The sequence below is a fragment of the Flavobacterium sp. LMO6 genome (genome assembly GCF_009495795.1).
Taxonomy (GTDB): domain Bacteria; phylum Bacteroidota; class Bacteroidia; order Flavobacteriales; family Flavobacteriaceae; genus Flavobacterium.
Window position 1 is genome coordinate 159,595 of the sequence record NZ_WIBH01000001.1, and the last position, 16,268, is coordinate 175,862.

Consider the following 16,268-nt stretch of genomic DNA (forward strand, 5'->3'; position numbering starts at 1 on the left):
AAGAAAAATAAAAATAAAATGTCAAAACAAGTTAGAGTAAGATTTGCACCAAGTCCAACAGGACCTTTGCATATTGGTGGTGTTAGAACCGCTTTATTCAATTATTTATTTGCCAAAAAACATGGTGGTGTTTTCTATTTACGTATTGAAGATACCGATCAAACGCGTTTTGTTCCAGGAGCAGAAGCTTATATTTTTGAAGCTTTAGAATGGTTGGGAATTGCACCTGATGAAACCGTTGGAAAAAATGAAAAATTCGGACCTTATCGTCAAAGCGAACGCAAAGCGATGTACCAACAATATGCAGACCAACTGATTAATTCAGGTTGGGCGTATTATGCTTTTGATACGGCTGAAAGTTTAGATGTGATGCGAAAAGAAGCAGAAGCAAACGGAAACACGTTTATTTATAATCATTCGGTAAGAGATCAATTGGATAACTCGTTGACGGTTTCACGTGAAAAAGTTGCGGAACGAATTGCAAATGGTGAACATTATGTTATCCGTTTTAAAACACCTGTGAATGAAATTTTAGAATTAAAAGACATTATTCGTGGCGATATTAAATTTGATACGAATTTATTAGACGATAAAGTATTATTCAAATCGGATGGAATGCCAACTTATCATTTAGCGAATATTGTGGATGACCATTTGATGGAAACTTCGCATGTAATTCGTGGTGAAGAATGGTTACCATCGATGCCATTACACGTTTTATTATACAAAGCTTTTGGTTGGAACGCACCCGAATTTGCGCATTTACCATTGATTTTAAAACCAATTGGAAACGGAAAATTATCAAAACGTGATGGCGATAAAATGGGATTCCCAGTGTTTCCTTTAGAGTGGAAGACGGAAGAAGGAACTTCATCAGGTTACAGAGAAAACGGTTTTTTCCCTGAAGCGGTGATTAACTTTTTAGCTTTATTAGGTTGGAATGACGGAACCGAACAAGAGATTTTCTCATTAGAAGAATTGGTAGAAAAATTTGATTTAAACCGAATTCACAAAGCAGGAGCGAAGTTTGACCCTGAGAAAAACAAATGGTTCAATCATCAGTATTTACAAAAGCAAAGTGATGCAAGTTTGGCGGAGGCTTTTGAAAAAGATTTAGTTAAAAGAAATATCTCGACTTCGCTCGATTTGAGAAAGATTGTGGGAATGATTAAAGAAAGAGCACATTTTGTGAATGAGTTTTGGGATTTAGCCGATTATTTCTTTGAAGCGCCAAGATCTTACGATGAAAAAGCAGCTAAAAACTGGAAAGAGGAAACACCAGTATTAATGCAACAAGTGATTTCTGAATTAGAAAAAATAGAAGATTTTACATCCGTTAACATCGAAACCTTATTAAAAGAATGGATGACAGCTAACGAAATTGGAATGGGTAAAGTAATGCAACCGTTACGATTAAGTTTAGTAGGAGCTTTAAAAGGACCACATTTATTCGACATTATCGAAATGATAGGAAAAGCCGAAACGGTGAAAAGAATAGAAAAAGCGATTGCTAGTTTATAAAAGAAAAGCCCTGATAATTCAGGGCTTTTCTTTTTCAGGTAAAATACATTTTGTGTAACCATTAAATTTAGCTTGATCTCCGTATCTTTCGTTAGCATCTTTAATACATTCTATAAATACTTTTAATTCAGGAGATGGATTATCAATCTTTAGAATTTTAGAAATTTCATTAATTTCAGAATTCAAATCATCTGAGTAAAAATATCCATCATTATTGTGATCGGTTGAATTAAAGTAATCAACACCCCAAACGGCTTTTCGTAAAGTAAAATCTGCTTCAATATAAAAACATAATCCTAATTCATTCTTTAAATATGAAACAGGAACGTTTTTTTTCTTACTAAACCTATAAAGATAATCACCGATTTTAAATCCCCACATTTTGTTGATTTTAATCTTTTTTTCTTTGCCTTCCTTTTTAGTAATAATATATCTAGTACCCAATGTCATACCATAACCTGTTGCTAAACCATAATCAATTGGTTTATTACTAACATAGTCTTGATAAGTTTCGTAGACATATAAATTATTCTTTTGAGAAAATGAAAGATTCAAAAACAAGAAAAATATAATAGAAAAAAATGTTTTACTCATAATTGTTTATTTAGAATTATACTTGATATTCAAATTCTCAAAATATACTTTCATTGCTTTACCAAAAAAAGTAAATTCTGCACCAGATTGATAGCTTTTGTCATTTAATCTGTCATAAACATAAAATCTCTTATATGTAGAAGAAGCTGACAAACCATTACTGTAATGAGTTGTGTGTGTACTACCACCAGAATAATCAAAAATATATCTATATTTATTTAAATCTGTATAATTTACTAATTCATCTCTATTGATTAATAAATATTTTCCACTATATCTTTTAACAGCGGATTTTAAACCTTTATCATAACTATTCCTACCTCTTTTTATTACTAATAAAACAGCATTTTTATCTTCACCAAATTCAGGTGGAATTGCATCATTCTTCTCAGTAAATTCCTTACGCATTTTAGGTGTTTCTATGGCTTTCATTATAAAACAAGATTGCATAAAAGAACCAAGAATAATTAAAAAAATGATTTTCTTCATAAATAATAATTTAGTTGTTAAACAAGAAAGCTCAAATATTTTATATTTGAGCTTTCGATTTTTATTTTTTTGTAAGTATTTTACAAATATATTGTAATCTGACCACTAATTAATCCAATATTTCCTTTCATTTTTTCACCAAGTAACTTAACGTTATCATTGTTCTTTAAGTTGCCGAAGAAATTCGTTAAACCATATTGATAACCAATTCTAGCTCTAATATTTTTAAATCCTCCATTAACCCCAATATAGAAATTAGCGTTTATTTTTGTTACATCTACAATATCTTTTGCTATAAAACTCGGTTGGTCTACTAATACATTGGTTTCATCCTCTTTGTTAATAGATAATTTTCCATTGACTTGTAACACAGGACCAAATTCTAAATTCAAATGGTCTTCAATAGCTACATAACTGGGTACAATATAAATTTGAACCGCCGACATTTTAAAATTCGTTTGTGTGTGTTGCAATCCTTTTATTGTTGGAATAGAAAAATTACTATCGGTAAAAAACATACCAAAACTCATTTGCCAGTTGTTATAATAGTTTCCTCTAACACTAAATCCGCCAATCCAACCTAATTCTGGCGTTATAGTAAAGTTACTCGTATAAATATTTAATTTAGTTATTCCGGCTCCAATACCTATTCTGTTACTATCTCTATAACCACGTTGCGCAATTGCAACTGTAGAAATCAATAAAATAATAAAAGTTAATTTTCTCATATACTATTTTTTAAATAATAAACCAGATAGAAACGTAGGTTTTACGCTAGTTAAAGTTTACCATAGATTGTTTTACATAGCTATATTGACTATCTTAAATAAAATACTTTAAATTTTATTTAAAAAATCTATATTTCTATGTGGTTAAATTCCTTTTTTAAAGTAAAAGAAGTGCCAAAAGTAAACTTAAAAAATGATTTTTGTAACTTTTTACTTTAAAAAGCGTATAACTAGAATATAACTAAAACTATAAAAATTATGGAGTTTATCATGTTTCCAATTATTTTCATTGGATTAATTGTTCTTTTTTCATCATTCTTCACTGTAAAACAGCAAATTGTAGCTATTGTTGAGCGTTTTGGAAAATTCCACAGCATTCGTAATTCGGGATTACATTTAAAAATACCTGTAGTGGATAGAATTGCCGGAAAAGTAAATTTAAGAATTCAACAATTAGATGTAATCATCGAAACTAAAACTAAAGATAACGTTTTTGTTAAGATGAAAGTATCGGTTCAGTTTAAAGTATTACAAGAAAAAGCGTACGAGGCATTTTATAAATTAGAATATCCGCACGACCAAATTACATCTTATGTGTTTGACGTTGTACGTGCCGAAGTTCCAAAATTAAAATTAGACGACGTTTTTGAGCGTAAAGATGATATTGCAGTTGCGGTAAAACGTGAGTTAAACGAAGCGATGACGACTTATGGTTATGACATCATCAATACGTTAATTACAGATATTGATCCAGATATTCAAGTTAAAAATGCGATGAACCGTATTAACGCGGCCGATCGTGAGAAAACAGCTGCAGAATATGAAGCTGAAGCTGGAAGAATTAGAATTGTGGCTAAAGCAAAAGCAGAAGCAGAAAGTAAAAGACTTCAAGGTCAAGGTATTGCAGACCAAAGAAGAGAAATTGCTCGTGGTTTAGTAGAAAGTGTTGACGTGTTAAACAAAGTGGGAATTAATTCTCAAGAAGCTTCGGCTTTAATTGTGGTAACACAACATTATGATACTTTACAAGCGATTGGTGCGGATGCAAATAGTAATTTAATTTTATTACCAAACTCACCTCAAGCCGGAAGTGATATGTTGAACAATATGGTCGCTTCATTTAGCGCGTCAAACCAAGTGGGTGAAATGATGAAAAAAGGAAATATCAAGAAAGTTTCAAAGAAACATCAAAAAGACGAATTTGGAACAGAAGAGTCTGAAGAAGTATAAATTGATGCTGAAATAATCCCGAAACTTCGGGACAGTATGACATAATAAATTTTTAAAACCATCAATTTAAAATTGGTGGTTTTTTTGTGTCTAATTGTTAAAAATAGAATCCTGACAGGTTTTTGAAAACTGTCAGGATTAAAAATAGGCTTTTTTTTAGCTAAAATTAAAATTAAGCGATTTTAGACCATTTCATTACTGAAGATGTAAATTCACCTTAATAAAAAAAGTTTTTTTCTTACAATTCATTTATGAAAGTCACTTTTTTAAGTTTTTAATTATTAAAAATTTAATTTTAATAGATTTTAATAATAATAATAAAATATTATAGAACAAAAAATAGTAATTAATATTACTTATACTAAATAAAAAACCTACAAGGAAAACTTGCAGGTTTTAAATTATTAAGAAAATCTCGACTTCGCTCGATTTGACAAAATTTTGAAATTTTTATTGTTCTGAAATTTTTGCCCAAGTATCTCTTAGTCCAACTGTTTTGTTAAAAACTAATTTTCCTCCCGAAGCTTCGGGATTTGAATCTCTGTCTACACAAAAATATCCTAAACGTTGAAATTGGAAATGATCTAATTCTTTAGCAGAAACTAAACTTGGTTCTACATAACCTGTAATTACTTTTAACGAATTTGGATTGATAAATTCTTTAAAATCAACTTCTTTGTCTTTATCTGGACTTTCGTTTGTGAATAATCTGTCGTATACTCGAACTTCAGCTTCTTTTGCATGAGGAATAGAAACCCAATGAATGGTTCCTTTTACTTTTCTTTGACTTGCTTCTGTACCGCTTCCTGATTTAGAATCTACATCGTAAGTAGCATGAATTTCAGTAATTTTTCCGTTTTCATCTTTAATAACTGATTCACCTTTAATGATATACGCATTTTTCAAACGTACTTCAGTTCCTAAAGTTAAGCGGAAAAATTTCTTGTGTGCTTCTTCTTGAAAATCTTCTCTTTCGATATATAATTCTTTAGAAAACGGCACTTTTCTGTACGTCATTACTTCTTCTTCCGGATTATTTTCAGCTTCTAACCACTCTTCTTGTCCTTCAGGATAATTGGTAATTACTAATTTCACTGGATCTAAAACCGCCATTACACGTGGTGCAATTTTGTTCAAATCTTCACGAACACAGAATTCTAAAAGCGAAACATCAATCAAATTATCACGTTTTGCAATTCCGATAGTTTTAGCAAAATTTACAATAGAATTAGGCGTATAACCGCGTCTTCTCATGCCAGAAATGGTTGACATTCTTGGATCATCCCAACCTGTAACATGCTTTTCTTCAACTAATTGCAATAATTTACGTTTAGAAACTACAGTATGTGATAAATTTCTACGTGCAAATTCTCTTTGTTTTGGACGCACCTTTGATTCATCATAAATTTGATTCAAAAACCAATCATATAATTCGCGATGAGGCAAAAATTCTAATGTACAAAAAGAGTGTGAAATTTGCTCTAAATAATCACTTTCACCATGCGCCCAATCGTACATTGGATAAATACACCAATCGTTTCCTGTTCTGTGATGATGTGCGTGCATGATACGATAAATAATAGGATCGCGCATCAACATATTATTGGCGCCCATAGAAATTTTAGCACGTAAAACGTGAGTTCCTTTCTCGAATTCACCATTTTTCATACGTGTAAATAAGTCTAAATTTTCTTCGATAGAACGATTTCTATAAGGAGAATCGGTTCCTGGTTGCGTAGGTGTTCCTTTTTGTTGCGCCATTTCTTCCGAAGTTTGGCTGTCTACATACGCTTTATCTTTTTTGATTAATTCCACTGCCCAATCATACAATTGTTGGAAATAATCAGAAGCATAACATTCTTTATCCCATTTAAAACCAAGCCATTCAACATCGCGCTTAATAGCATCAACGTATTCTTGCTCTTCTTTTGATGGATTGGTATCGTCGAAACGAAGATTTACTGGCGCATTATAATCGATTCCTAAACCAAAATTTAAACAAATTGCACTCGCGTGACCTACATGCAAATAGCCATTTGGTTCTGGTGGAAAACGAAAACGTAATTTATCTGATGACAAACCATTTTTTAAATCTTCTTCAATGATTTGCTCTATAAAATTCAATGATTTTTCTTCTGTTGACATTGTTTTTCTATCTTTTATGCAAAGATAGAAAATGTTTCAAGTTTCAAGTTTAAAAGTTTCAGGTTTTATGTAACTTTGGATAAAGAAAACAACTTGAAACTAAAAAAACCTTAAACTAAAATTTTATGGGAACTATTAAATTACAAAATATCAGAACATTTTCTTATCATGGTTGTTTAGTTGAAGAAGGAAAAATAGGTTCTGATTACCGAGTTGATTTAGAAATTAAAACCGATTTACGTAAATCTGCTACTACAGATGAACTTCACGATACCGTAGATTATTTAGATTTAAACAGAATAGTGGTAGAAGAAATGGCTATTCGAGCAAAATTACTAGAACATGTTGCTCACAGAATTATTGTAAGAACTTTCAATGAATTAGCTCAAGTTTCTAGAATAAAAATTGCGGTTTCGAAACTAAATCCACCTATTGGAGGAGATGTTGAAGCGGTTACTATTGAAATGGAAGAGTTTAGAAATTAAAATTGCATGGCAAAGCCAAATCCTCCTTGTTTTCCGTTATAAAAAGGCAAAAGCATAGTGGATGATTTATGATTTTCATTTTTATAAAATAGCTTTGAAATATAAGGATGCAGTAAATAGGCAAGTTTTGTACTAACAATTCCTATACCTGCTCCTGCAGCTACATCTGTTAACCAATGCCTGTTATTATACATTCTAAAGAAACCTGTACCAGAAGCAACTAAATAACCAGAAATTCCATACCAAACCGATACATCTTTATATTCTTGCCATAAAAATTCGGCTCCAGCAAAAGCTGTTGCTGTATGTCCGGATGGAAATGAATTATTTGAAGAACCATCTGGTCTATCAACTTTTGTAATAGATTTAAATGGCATTACAGTTGATGTAAGTAGTAAATAAGATGTTCCTAAAATGATAGTTCTGTCTTTAAAGTTATGTTTTCCTTTTATTCCTAAAGCATTTAAACCATAAACAGAAGCCGCTGGAAGATATTGTGAAAAATCATCTATCGTTAATTTTTGATCAATATGTTCTTTAACTTCTGCACTTATTTCTGCGTTTAAAGATTTTATACCATCACTTTCTATTCCTAATACTCCAAATGTTATTAAAGCTGAAGGAATTATAAAAGGTTTGACTTTTTGAAAAGTGGTTTTCTTTATAGAATCAGAAGCCACCTGTCCTAAGGTTACATTGAAAAGAAACAATGTAAAAACAAACATTTTCATATTTTATTCTAATTTATAAGATCTATTTTTATATAAATTACTTGAAGCTACAATATGAGCTAAAGCATCTTTTGCTAATTCTTCATTTAAAGCAACTGGGATTAATTCGGTGTCACTTTTTACTTTAAATTGTAATGGTTTTGCATTAGGATTGATAATTACAATGTCGTCTCCTACACGGAAAGCATAGGTTTCATGAAACAACATAATTGTTCTACCTTTAGTTTCTTTAGGTAACTTCATTAAGTTTCTTCCTGGCATAGTAGAATTAGTTGTAATTCCAGACAAAGCAAGAACAGTAGAAGGAATATCCATTTGACTTGCTAGGTTATCATAAGTGCTTCCTTTTGTAACGTTAGGTGCAATAATTAAAGCGGGAATATGGAATTTGTTTACAGGAACTAAGTTTTTACCATAAGTTCTTGTATTATGATCTGCAATAACAACAAAAATGGTGTTTTTAAAATAAGCTTCTTTCTTAGCTAATTCAAAGAATTTACCAATAGAAAAATCGGCATATTTCATTGCATTATTGACAGTATTTTTCTTTTTATCATAAAGTTGAATTCTTCCATCTGGAAATTCAAAAGGCTCGTGATTTGAAGTAGAAAACATTAAAGAAAAGAATGATTTATCACCTAAAGATTTATAATATTCATTTGCTTTTGTTGCTAAATCTTCATCAGAATATCCCCAAGTTCCCTTAAAAGCATATTTTTTTCCATCGGAATCAAAATCAGATTCATCAATAATATTTTTAAATCCGTTTCCGTTAAAAAAAGAAGCCATATTATCAAAATTAGACAAACCACCGTATATAAAACTCGTGTCGTAATTTTGTTTACCAAAAACCTGGGCTAAGGTAAAAAATCCTTGTTGCGCGCCGCCTAGTTTAACGGCACTTTCAGATGGATTTGGTAAAAACCCAGAAACCACTTGCTCAATACCTCTAACACTTCTTGTTCCTGTACAATATAAATTAGTGAACAACAAACCTTCTTTAGATAATTTATCTAACTCGGGAGTTAATGGTAAACCATTTAAACACCCTACATATTCGGCTCCTAAACTTTCTTGAAGAAATACTACAATATTGTATTTAGGTTGCACCGAATCGGGTTGCACTTTATGTAAAAAAGGAATTTCGTTATTGATAAATTCGGTCACATCCATATACTTTTTAACACGAGAATACGCTTCTAATTCATCCATTCTTCCGTATTTCTTTACATCACCTTCATTTTTTAAAGAATAGGCGGCAAAAGCAACGGTATAAAGTGAATTTAAACCTAATGAATTTGTCATTTGATCCGAACAAAAAATGGCGTTACTTGCGTTTATTGGTCTTTTAGATGTTAAACTACTTCGAGCGCCAAAAAATAATAAAAAAGCTACTAAAGGAAATAAAAGTAATTTGATTTTATAACTTCCTGCAACCGGATAAAATAATTTTTTACCATATTTAAAGGCAAAATATAAAGCAATTACTAATACAATTGCTGTTAATATTAAGGAGAATAAATAACTTTTTAAAAGTGTACCAACCACTTCTTTAGGGTAAATTAAATAATCTAAAAACAAACGATTAGGTCTTGTGTCATATTGATTAATAAAATCTAATGTAGACAACTCCATAACTAATAAAAGAAACAGAAATAATATAAAATAGAAATTAAAAAATTTCTTTATTTTTTGAAGGAAACTATCTGGTAATAAAGTAATTAAAACAGTGGGTAAAAAAGCTATATAACATAATAGAATTAAATCGAAACGAAGACCAATTGGGAAAATTTGTAAGTAATTTTGAGCTTCTTCAACACGTTCTTTAAAAATAAAAAAAAGAATAATTCTGCTAATTGTGGAAATACATATTCCTATTAATAAAAAATTAATAACGGGCTTTAAATAACGTAAATTCTTCATAATTAATTAACTATTTGTTTTGCACAAAATTAAACTTAAAAACTTATTATTTCTACTTAATAATTGCTTAATATTTTTGGAAAAGAAGAAATAAAATGTAAATTTGCAGTCCGTTCAAACAATGGCGTCTTGGCCGAGCGGCTAGGCAGCGGTCTGCAAAACCGTCTACCCCGGTTCGAATCCGGGAGATGCCTCTAAAACCTTCTAAGTAATTAGGAGGTTTTTTTGTTTGTCATTTTTAAAGAATCTAAAAAAATTAATTAAAGATATTCAGGGTGATGTCTTTAAAACTTTTTCTATTTTACAATTTGAAAAATAATTGGTCCTATTGATTTATGATAACCATCACCTTCCATATACTTAGCTCTAATATGGCTAATAACAATTAAATCATTCTTTCTAGCTTTCTTTAGTAAATTAAAAACATCACTTGTAAGTTTGTTACCTTCAATATTAATAATTGGATAATCAGAAATTTTTATAGAAAAGTGAGTAACATTTGAATTAATTGGGAATAGAAAATCAATAAACTTAAAACTAACTTCAGCTTCTTCAAGTTCTTTTAAAGAAAAAAATAAATTTCCGTTAGTACTATACTCACCATTTAAAGTTCCAATTGGAGCAGGCAATCCTTTAACCCTAAAAACATGTTCTTCAACAACTTTTGAACCATCAAAATTTTCTATTTCAACAAATACTTTGGTTTCATTACCAGAACCGGGACGAAGAACATATTTTCCATCATCCTTTTTTAAAACACCATTTCCGTAAATAACATACGATTTAGCATTGTTAACCGCTATTGAAATAGGGTTAGGAACACCGCGATAAACCACATTCATTTTATCTAAAGCAATAACACTTTTTGAAGCTGGAATGGTGTCTTGGGCGTAAATTGATAGAGAAATTAAGAGGAATAAGATGTATTTCATAAGTTTAAAAATATATAATTACTGATTACTCAATCAACAAAACTTTCATTTCTATTCTTCTTGGAATAGCTTCTGGAGATGTTGGATAACGAATATCTTTTATAGTGATTATTGAGTTCTTTTTTAGATTTTTAATAAAATTAAATGCTTCTTCATTTATTGTATCTCCGTTAATTTGAATCTCTTTTTTGTTATTTACAATTGTAAAAGAAAGTATTGGAAAATCAACATCAATAAGAAAATAAAGAAAAATAAAACCAACTTTTGCATTTCTAAATTGTTCTTTTGTAAATACTAAATAACCATTAGTACTATACTCACCATTTAAAGTTCCAATTGGTGCAGGCAATCCTTTAATTCTAAAAATATGTTCTTCAACAACTTTAGAACCATCAAAATTTTCTATTTCAACAAATACTTTGGTTTCATTTCCAGAACCGGGACGAAGAACATAACTTCCGTCCTCTTTTTTTGATACACCTTTTCCATAAACAAGATATGATTTTTCTCCATTTACAGCAATTGAAATAGGATTTGGAACACCACGATAAACGACGTTCATTTTATCTAAAGCAATAATGCTTTTTGCAGCTGGAATAGTGTCTTGAGCGTAACTATGAAAACTAAAAATTAGTAAGAATAAAAGAAGCTTTTTCATAGTATGAAATTTTAAATTACTCCGTAACTGCAGTATCAGGTAATAACTTATTAGTAATCATTTCTTTTTCTTTTGGAAAGAAACCTTGTAGTATAAAAAACAAACCAAATATTAATATTACCATACTAATTACTCGTTTGATTTTGTAAATATTTGCTGGAATTAATTTGTGTTTCAATTGCTTTGCTAATAATATTTTAGCTACATCGAAAGCCAAATAAAACACTAAAATTGCAGCGAAGAAAACAGAAATTCGTGAAGTATTCATTTCCATCTGAGGTCCGTATGTAATGATAATCATCATCCAAAAACCTAAAACACCAATATTGATGAAATTCAATAAAAACCCTTTGAAGAATAAAGCAAAATAATTTTTTTTAGGAATATTATCTTCGTCTTGTTCTATTTCTGTTTGCTTCTTAAAATTTCTTTTCAATTGAATAAACGAAATTAATCCGTAAGTTGTCATGATAATTCCACCTATAACAAAAAGTGTAGGATTATCTTTTAATTGTTCTAATAATTGATTGGTACTTAAATACGCAATTAAAATAAAAATAACATCACTAAAAACAATTCCTAAATCAAAAGTAAAAGCTGCTCGAAAACCTTTGGTAATACTGGTTTCTAATAATACAAAGAATCCAGGACCAATTGAAAAAGCTAACAAAAGTCCCCAAGGAATAGCAGTAAGTATATCGTGTAAATGCAAGTGTTCAGTATTCAGTTATTAGTGTTCAGTGCGTTTAATAAAATACGAATTTACGAAAAAATCTGCCAACTAAAAACTGAACACTGATTACTATTATTTCGCTTGTTCGATAGTTCCTCCAGCGATTTTCTTTTCGTTGATTTGTTTTGGTTTTCCATAGATTTTTATTTCACCTCCAGCTCTTGTTTTAGCGTCTACAAAATTTGTAGCATAAACATGTGCTATTCCGCCAGCATTTACGGTAACTACGGTTTGTTCTGTTACACAATCTTGACCGTCGTATTTTCCGCCTGAATTAGATAAAATATCTTGGTTTTTAACCGTTCCTTTTGTAGTTACAATACTTCCTTGCGAAACACGAACTTGTAGTCTATCGGCTTGTAAATTAAGTAATTTAACTTCAGAACCTTCTTTACAAATGATGTCAAAATTAATAGCAATAATTTCATCTTTTGATGCAATTCTACTGCCCTCGTTTGCTTCTACAGCGTCAATTTTTTTATAATATACCGTTGCAGAAACATCGTCGCCACTTAACATTTTTGTAAAAGGCATTCTTAATTTTAATTCTCCGTTTTTATTTACAACTTCAACTTCTTGCGAATTAGCTCCGGTTAAAACAATTTTATTTTCAGTCGATGCTACTAAGTTGACATCAATTTTATCAAAAGCGGTTACTTTAGTAAAATCACCTACGTTTTTTTCGGTTTGAGCTATTCCAAATGAAAAGATGGAACAGGTTATAAAGGTTAAAAATGTTTTTTTCATGATTTTTTTTAAATTATAAAATATAAATATAGAACGGGAATTAATAGAATTATTAGTTCGATACTGTTTAATTTTATTCTTGAGGAAATAATGTTTTTAAATAAAAAATCTAATAAAATCAATATTATGAAAAGAAATAAAAAGAAAAACTTACTTACAAATATCCAACCTGCTACTGATGCACTTTTATTTTGATCAGGGTTTACAAATAATATAAAACACAATAATAAAAAGGCAAGTAAACTAAATATTGAAATATTTCTTTTTACAAATTCAACTAACTTCATCTTAATTATGAGATTTCTCTTATGTCGAAATGACAACTTTGTATCTAACTAATCACTAAAATTACTCTCTCTTTCTCAAATAATGAAAATCTAATTGTTTCTTCACTAAATCGGCATTTTTTACTTTAACGTAAATTTCGTCTCCTAATTGTAAAATATTTTTAGAAACTTCACCTACTAAAGCATATTGTTTGTCATCAAAAGTGTAATAATCATCTCTAATTTCACGAATTCTAACCATTCCTTCGCATTTGTTTTCAATGATTTCTACATAAATTCCCCATTCGGTTACACCAGAAATTACACCTAAAAATTCTTCATCTTTATGATCTTGCATGTATTTTACTTGCATGTATTTCACTGAATCTCTTTCGGCTTGAGCGGCTAAACCTTCCATTTGTGAAGAATGCACACATTTTTCTTCGTATTCATCTTCACTTACACTTTTTCCACCATCTATGTAAAATTGTAACAAACGGTGTGCCATAACATCCGGATAACGACGAATTGGCGATGTAAAATGACTGTAATAATCAAATGCTAATCCGTAGTGACCAATATTTTCAGTAGAATACGCAGCTTTACTCATACTTCTAATCGTAAGTGTATCTACTAAATTTTGCTCTTTTTTACCCACAACTTCCGAAAGTAAATTATTCAAAGAACTCGAAATATCTTTTTTAGATCGGAAATTTATTGTATAACCAAACTTAGCAATCACGGTTTGAAGATTGATTAATTTATCTTCATTTGGTTCATCGTGAATTCTGTAAATAAATGTTTTCTTTTGTTTTCCAATGAATTCTGCTACTTTTCTATTCGCTAACAACATGAATTCTTCAATCAAATGATTCGCATCTTTACTTTGTTTGAAGTACACACCAATTGGTTCTGCATCTTCATTCAAATTGAATTTTACTTCTACTTTATCAAACGAAATAGCGCCTGCTGCCATTCTTTTTCTTCGAAGAATTTTAGCTAATTCATCCATTTTTAAAGTAGCATCAACTATTGGTTTTGGAACACTATATTCGTTTCCAGTTAATGAAATTTCAACTGGAATAACATCTGATTTTGTTTCGATGATACTTTGTGCTTCTTCATACGCAAAACGTTGATCAGAATACGTTACGGTTCGTCCAAACCAAGCATCTAAAACTTCCGCTTTATTATTCAATTGAAAAACCGCTGAAAACGTATATTTTTCTTCATGTGGACGAAGCGAACAAGCAAAGTTGGATAACACTTCTGGTAACATTGGAACAACTCTATCAACTAAATAAACTGAAGTAGCTCTTTTATACGCTTCATCATCTAAGATAGTTCCTTCTTGAAGATAATGCGAAACATCGGCAATATGAACTCCGATTTCGTAATTTCCATTTTCTAACACTTGAAACGATAATGCATCATCAAAATCTTTGGCATCTTTTGGATCAATCGTAAAGGTTAAAACATCACGCATATCGCGACGTTTTTTTATTTCTTCTTCTGTTATTGAAGTATCTATTTTATTTGCATACGCTTCTACTTCAATTGGAAAATCATACGGTAAACCATATTCTGCTAAAATCGCGTGAATTTCTGTATTGTGTTCGCCTGGTTTTCCTAATACTTTTATCACTGAACCAAAAGGAGAATCGGCTTTTTTAGGCCAATCTTCTAAGGTTACTAAAACAACATCTCCGTGTTCTGCATCACCAATTTTATTTTTTGGAATGAAAATATCGGTATACATTTTAGCATTGGCTGTTGTTACAAAAGCAAAGTTTTTTTGCACATCGATAACGCCAACAAATTCTGATTTTTTACGTTCTAAAATTTCTAAAACTTCAGCTTCTGGTTTGCGTGAACTTCTTCTATTGTAAATATAAGCTTTCACTTTATCACCATCTAACGCATGATTTAAGTTAATAAACGGAACAAAAACATCATCTTCTAATTCGTCACAAACAAAATAACCTGTTTTACGAGAAGTCATATCAATAACTCCTTCATAATATTCTGATTTTGAAATTATTTGATATTTTCCAATCTCAGTTTCATGTATTTTATCTTGCGCTTTTAAAATTTTTAAATCTCTTATAATTTCATTTCTACTTTTAGTATCATTTAATTCTAAAACAGCAGCTATTTGTTTGTAATTAAATGATTTAGAAGGTTCTTTAGAAAGTATTTTAAATATTTGTGCAGTGAAATCTTTTACTTTTTTATTTAATTTTTTTGGTTTCTTACTCATTGTATCTTTTCTTATTAAAGTTGAAAGTTACGAAATAGTTATAATTTAACACTATTGAAACCTTAGTTTTAATGAAAAAATAACTTTTCGTATATTTGTTATCTAACGAAAAATGTAAAAGATATGAATGATTTTGTAGTAGTAGCTATTTTTAACAACCAACGAGAAACAATGAGTTTAAGAAGTATTTTGGAACGAAAAAAAATTCCATATATAATTCAAGATGAAACGGTAGTTTCTGTTGATCCATTATCAAGTATGAGTTTAGGAAATATTAGTTTAAAAGTTGGAGAGGAAAATATTGAAGTAGTTAAAAATATTTTAATCAAAAAGAAAAAAGAAAAATTTATAATTGATTAAAAAAATAGTAGGACTTACATTACTGTAAGTCCTTTTTTTATTTTATTAAAATTTTAAATTACTAAAAAGTATAAGTGTAATAAGTATCAAAATCTGAATAAGAAATATTTTTATTTTTTTTTAAAATCAAAAGTTTTCAACATTTATTAAATACAACAAAAAATATTTTTAATTAAATTTAAATTTATGATGGTTATTATAGCCTGTTAATATGTAGAATAAGTTTTTTTACAGAAGTAGTTTTTAAAAGTTATCGTTACTTATACAACGTAATTAACAATATATAAAAATAGTAAAGAGCTGAAAATAAGACCTTCTAAATCCTTTAATTTTTAGTTATTAACAGTTGTTAAAAATTGATTTTATATTCGTTTTGTAAATAACTTCAATTATTGATTTCTGTTGAAAACTGATTTTTTTCTATTGATAACTTTTCTAAAAATTCACGAAACTAAATTAGGATTTT

General features: G+C 29.7%; 15 protein-coding genes and 1 tRNA gene. 5 read left to right on the plus strand and 11 right to left on the minus strand.

All coding sequences use genetic code 11. The annotated features are described in order from the left end of the window. Nucleotides 1–18: 18 nt before the first annotated feature. Nucleotides 19–1,521: a glutamate--tRNA ligase gene (gene gltX, locus GFJ99_RS00680; RefSeq protein ID WP_153207097.1), complete on the plus strand. Its 1,503-nt coding sequence runs from the start codon at nucleotides 19–21 to the stop codon at nucleotides 1,519–1,521. Between the two features lie 18 nt (nucleotides 1,522–1,539). On the opposite strand, the gene GFJ99_RS00685 is transcribed toward gltX, so the two are convergent. The 3 genes from GFJ99_RS00685 to GFJ99_RS00695 form a co-directional block, all read right to left on the minus strand. Beyond that, nucleotides 1,540–2,115 (minus strand): hypothetical protein, encoded by a 576-nt coding sequence (locus GFJ99_RS00685; RefSeq protein WP_153207098.1) that lies wholly within the window; start codon nucleotides 2,113–2,115, stop codon nucleotides 1,540–1,542. Nucleotides 2,116–2,121: 6 nt separating this feature from the next. Further along, nucleotides 2,122–2,604 (minus strand): hypothetical protein, encoded by a 483-nt coding sequence (locus tag GFJ99_RS00690; RefSeq protein ID WP_153207099.1) that lies wholly within the window; start codon nucleotides 2,602–2,604, stop codon nucleotides 2,122–2,124. Nucleotides 2,605–2,684: 80 nt separating this feature from the next. After that, the gene (locus tag GFJ99_RS00695; protein ID WP_153207100.1) at nucleotides 2,685–3,332 is read right to left on the minus strand and encodes a PorT family protein; all 648 of its coding nucleotides are present in this window, start codon (nucleotides 3,330–3,332) and stop codon (nucleotides 2,685–2,687) included. A gap of 258 nt (nucleotides 3,333–3,590) precedes the next feature. Between GFJ99_RS00695 and GFJ99_RS00700 the strand changes: the two genes are divergently transcribed. Continuing rightward, complete coding sequence (locus GFJ99_RS00700) at nucleotides 3,591–4,562, plus strand: SPFH domain-containing protein (RefSeq protein WP_153207101.1); 972 nt, start codon at nucleotides 3,591–3,593, stop codon at nucleotides 4,560–4,562. A gap of 450 nt (nucleotides 4,563–5,012) precedes the next feature. On the opposite strand, the gene GFJ99_RS00705 is transcribed toward GFJ99_RS00700, so the two are convergent. After that, nucleotides 5,013–6,707, minus strand: a complete 1,695-nt coding sequence (locus GFJ99_RS00705) for a glutamine--tRNA ligase/YqeY domain fusion protein (protein WP_153207102.1) — start codon at nucleotides 6,705–6,707, stop codon at nucleotides 5,013–5,015. Between the two features lie 125 nt (nucleotides 6,708–6,832). On the opposite strand from GFJ99_RS00705, the gene folB reads away from it, so the two are divergent. Beyond that, nucleotides 6,833–7,192: a dihydroneopterin aldolase gene (folB, locus tag GFJ99_RS00710; protein WP_153207103.1), complete on the plus strand. Its 360-nt coding sequence runs from the start codon at nucleotides 6,833–6,835 to the stop codon at nucleotides 7,190–7,192. Here folB and GFJ99_RS00715 read toward each other — a convergent pair. Together GFJ99_RS00715 and GFJ99_RS00720 are read right to left on the minus strand one after the other, a co-directional pair. Further along, complete coding sequence (locus GFJ99_RS00715; RefSeq protein ID WP_153207104.1) at nucleotides 7,189–7,923, minus strand: phosphatase PAP2 family protein; 735 nt, start codon at nucleotides 7,921–7,923, stop codon at nucleotides 7,189–7,191. The two genes, folB and GFJ99_RS00715, sit on opposite strands and share 4 nt — an antisense overlap. 3 nt (nucleotides 7,924–7,926) lie before the next feature. Next, nucleotides 7,927–9,846, minus strand: coding sequence for an LTA synthase family protein (locus tag GFJ99_RS00720; protein ID WP_008255356.1), 1,920 nt, complete (start codon nucleotides 9,844–9,846; stop codon nucleotides 7,927–7,929). A gap of 123 nt (nucleotides 9,847–9,969) precedes the next feature. On the opposite strand from GFJ99_RS00720, the gene GFJ99_RS00725 reads away from it, so the two are divergent. Then, nucleotides 9,970–10,040, plus strand: a tRNA-Cys gene (locus GFJ99_RS00725). Nucleotides 10,041–10,142: 102 nt separating this feature from the next. On the opposite strand, the gene GFJ99_RS00730 is transcribed toward GFJ99_RS00725, so the two are convergent. The 5 genes from GFJ99_RS00730 to rnr form a co-directional block, all read right to left on the minus strand. Continuing rightward, on the minus strand, nucleotides 10,143–10,778 hold the full coding sequence (locus GFJ99_RS00730; RefSeq protein ID WP_153207105.1) for a GldM family protein: 636 nt from the start codon (nucleotides 10,776–10,778) through the stop codon (nucleotides 10,143–10,145). 25 nt (nucleotides 10,779–10,803) lie between these two features. Then, the gene (locus GFJ99_RS00735) at nucleotides 10,804–11,436 is read right to left on the minus strand and encodes a GldM family protein (RefSeq protein WP_153207106.1); all 633 of its coding nucleotides are present in this window, start codon (nucleotides 11,434–11,436) and stop codon (nucleotides 10,804–10,806) included. A 16-nt stretch (nucleotides 11,437–11,452) separates the two neighbouring features. Further along, a complete protein-coding gene (locus GFJ99_RS00740; RefSeq protein ID WP_008255360.1) occupies nucleotides 11,453–12,148 on the minus strand; it encodes a LysE family translocator in 696 nt (231 codons plus the stop codon). Nucleotides 12,149–12,241: 93 nt separating this feature from the next. Continuing rightward, nucleotides 12,242–12,916 (minus strand): head GIN domain-containing protein, encoded by a 675-nt coding sequence (locus GFJ99_RS00745; protein ID WP_008255361.1) that lies wholly within the window; start codon nucleotides 12,914–12,916, stop codon nucleotides 12,242–12,244. Between the two features lie 348 nt (nucleotides 12,917–13,264). Continuing rightward, the gene (gene rnr / locus GFJ99_RS00750) at nucleotides 13,265–15,442 is read right to left on the minus strand and encodes a ribonuclease R (RefSeq protein WP_153207107.1); all 2,178 of its coding nucleotides are present in this window, start codon (nucleotides 15,440–15,442) and stop codon (nucleotides 13,265–13,267) included. Between the two features lie 123 nt (nucleotides 15,443–15,565). On the opposite strand from rnr, the gene GFJ99_RS00755 reads away from it, so the two are divergent. Beyond that, nucleotides 15,566–15,802, plus strand: coding sequence for a DUF2007 domain-containing protein (locus tag GFJ99_RS00755; protein WP_153207108.1), 237 nt, complete (start codon nucleotides 15,566–15,568; stop codon nucleotides 15,800–15,802). Nucleotides 15,803–16,268: the final 466 nt, after the last annotated feature.

Coding starts and splice junctions, on each gene's coding strand:
- gltX (WP_153207097.1), top strand. CDS start 19: ATGTCAAAACAAGTTAGAGTAAGATTTGCACCAAGTCCAACAGGACCT.
- GFJ99_RS00685 (WP_153207098.1), bottom strand. CDS start 2,115: ATGAGTAAAACATTTTTTTCTATTATATTTTTCTTGTTTTTGAATCTT.
- GFJ99_RS00690 (WP_153207099.1), bottom strand. CDS start 2,604: ATGAAGAAAATCATTTTTTTAATTATTCTTGGTTCTTTTATGCAATCT.
- GFJ99_RS00695 (WP_153207100.1), bottom strand. CDS start 3,332: ATGAGAAAATTAACTTTTATTATTTTATTGATTTCTACAGTTGCAATT.
- GFJ99_RS00700 (WP_153207101.1), top strand. CDS start 3,591: ATGGAGTTTATCATGTTTCCAATTATTTTCATTGGATTAATTGTTCTT.
- GFJ99_RS00705 (WP_153207102.1), bottom strand. CDS start 6,707: ATGTCAACAGAAGAAAAATCATTGAATTTTATAGAGCAAATCATTGAA.
- folB (WP_153207103.1), top strand. CDS start 6,833: ATGGGAACTATTAAATTACAAAATATCAGAACATTTTCTTATCATGGT.
- GFJ99_RS00715 (WP_153207104.1), bottom strand. CDS start 7,923: ATGAAAATGTTTGTTTTTACATTGTTTCTTTTCAATGTAACCTTAGGA.
- GFJ99_RS00720 (WP_008255356.1), bottom strand. CDS start 9,846: ATGAAGAATTTACGTTATTTAAAGCCCGTTATTAATTTTTTATTAATA.
- GFJ99_RS00730 (WP_153207105.1), bottom strand. CDS start 10,778: ATGAAATACATCTTATTCCTCTTAATTTCTCTATCAATTTACGCCCAA.
- GFJ99_RS00735 (WP_153207106.1), bottom strand. CDS start 11,436: ATGAAAAAGCTTCTTTTATTCTTACTAATTTTTAGTTTTCATAGTTAC.
- GFJ99_RS00745 (WP_008255361.1), bottom strand. CDS start 12,916: ATGAAAAAAACATTTTTAACCTTTATAACCTGTTCCATCTTTTCATTT.
- rnr (WP_153207107.1), bottom strand. CDS start 15,442: ATGAGTAAGAAACCAAAAAAATTAAATAAAAAAGTAAAAGATTTCACT.
- GFJ99_RS00755 (WP_153207108.1), top strand. CDS start 15,566: ATGAATGATTTTGTAGTAGTAGCTATTTTTAACAACCAACGAGAAACA.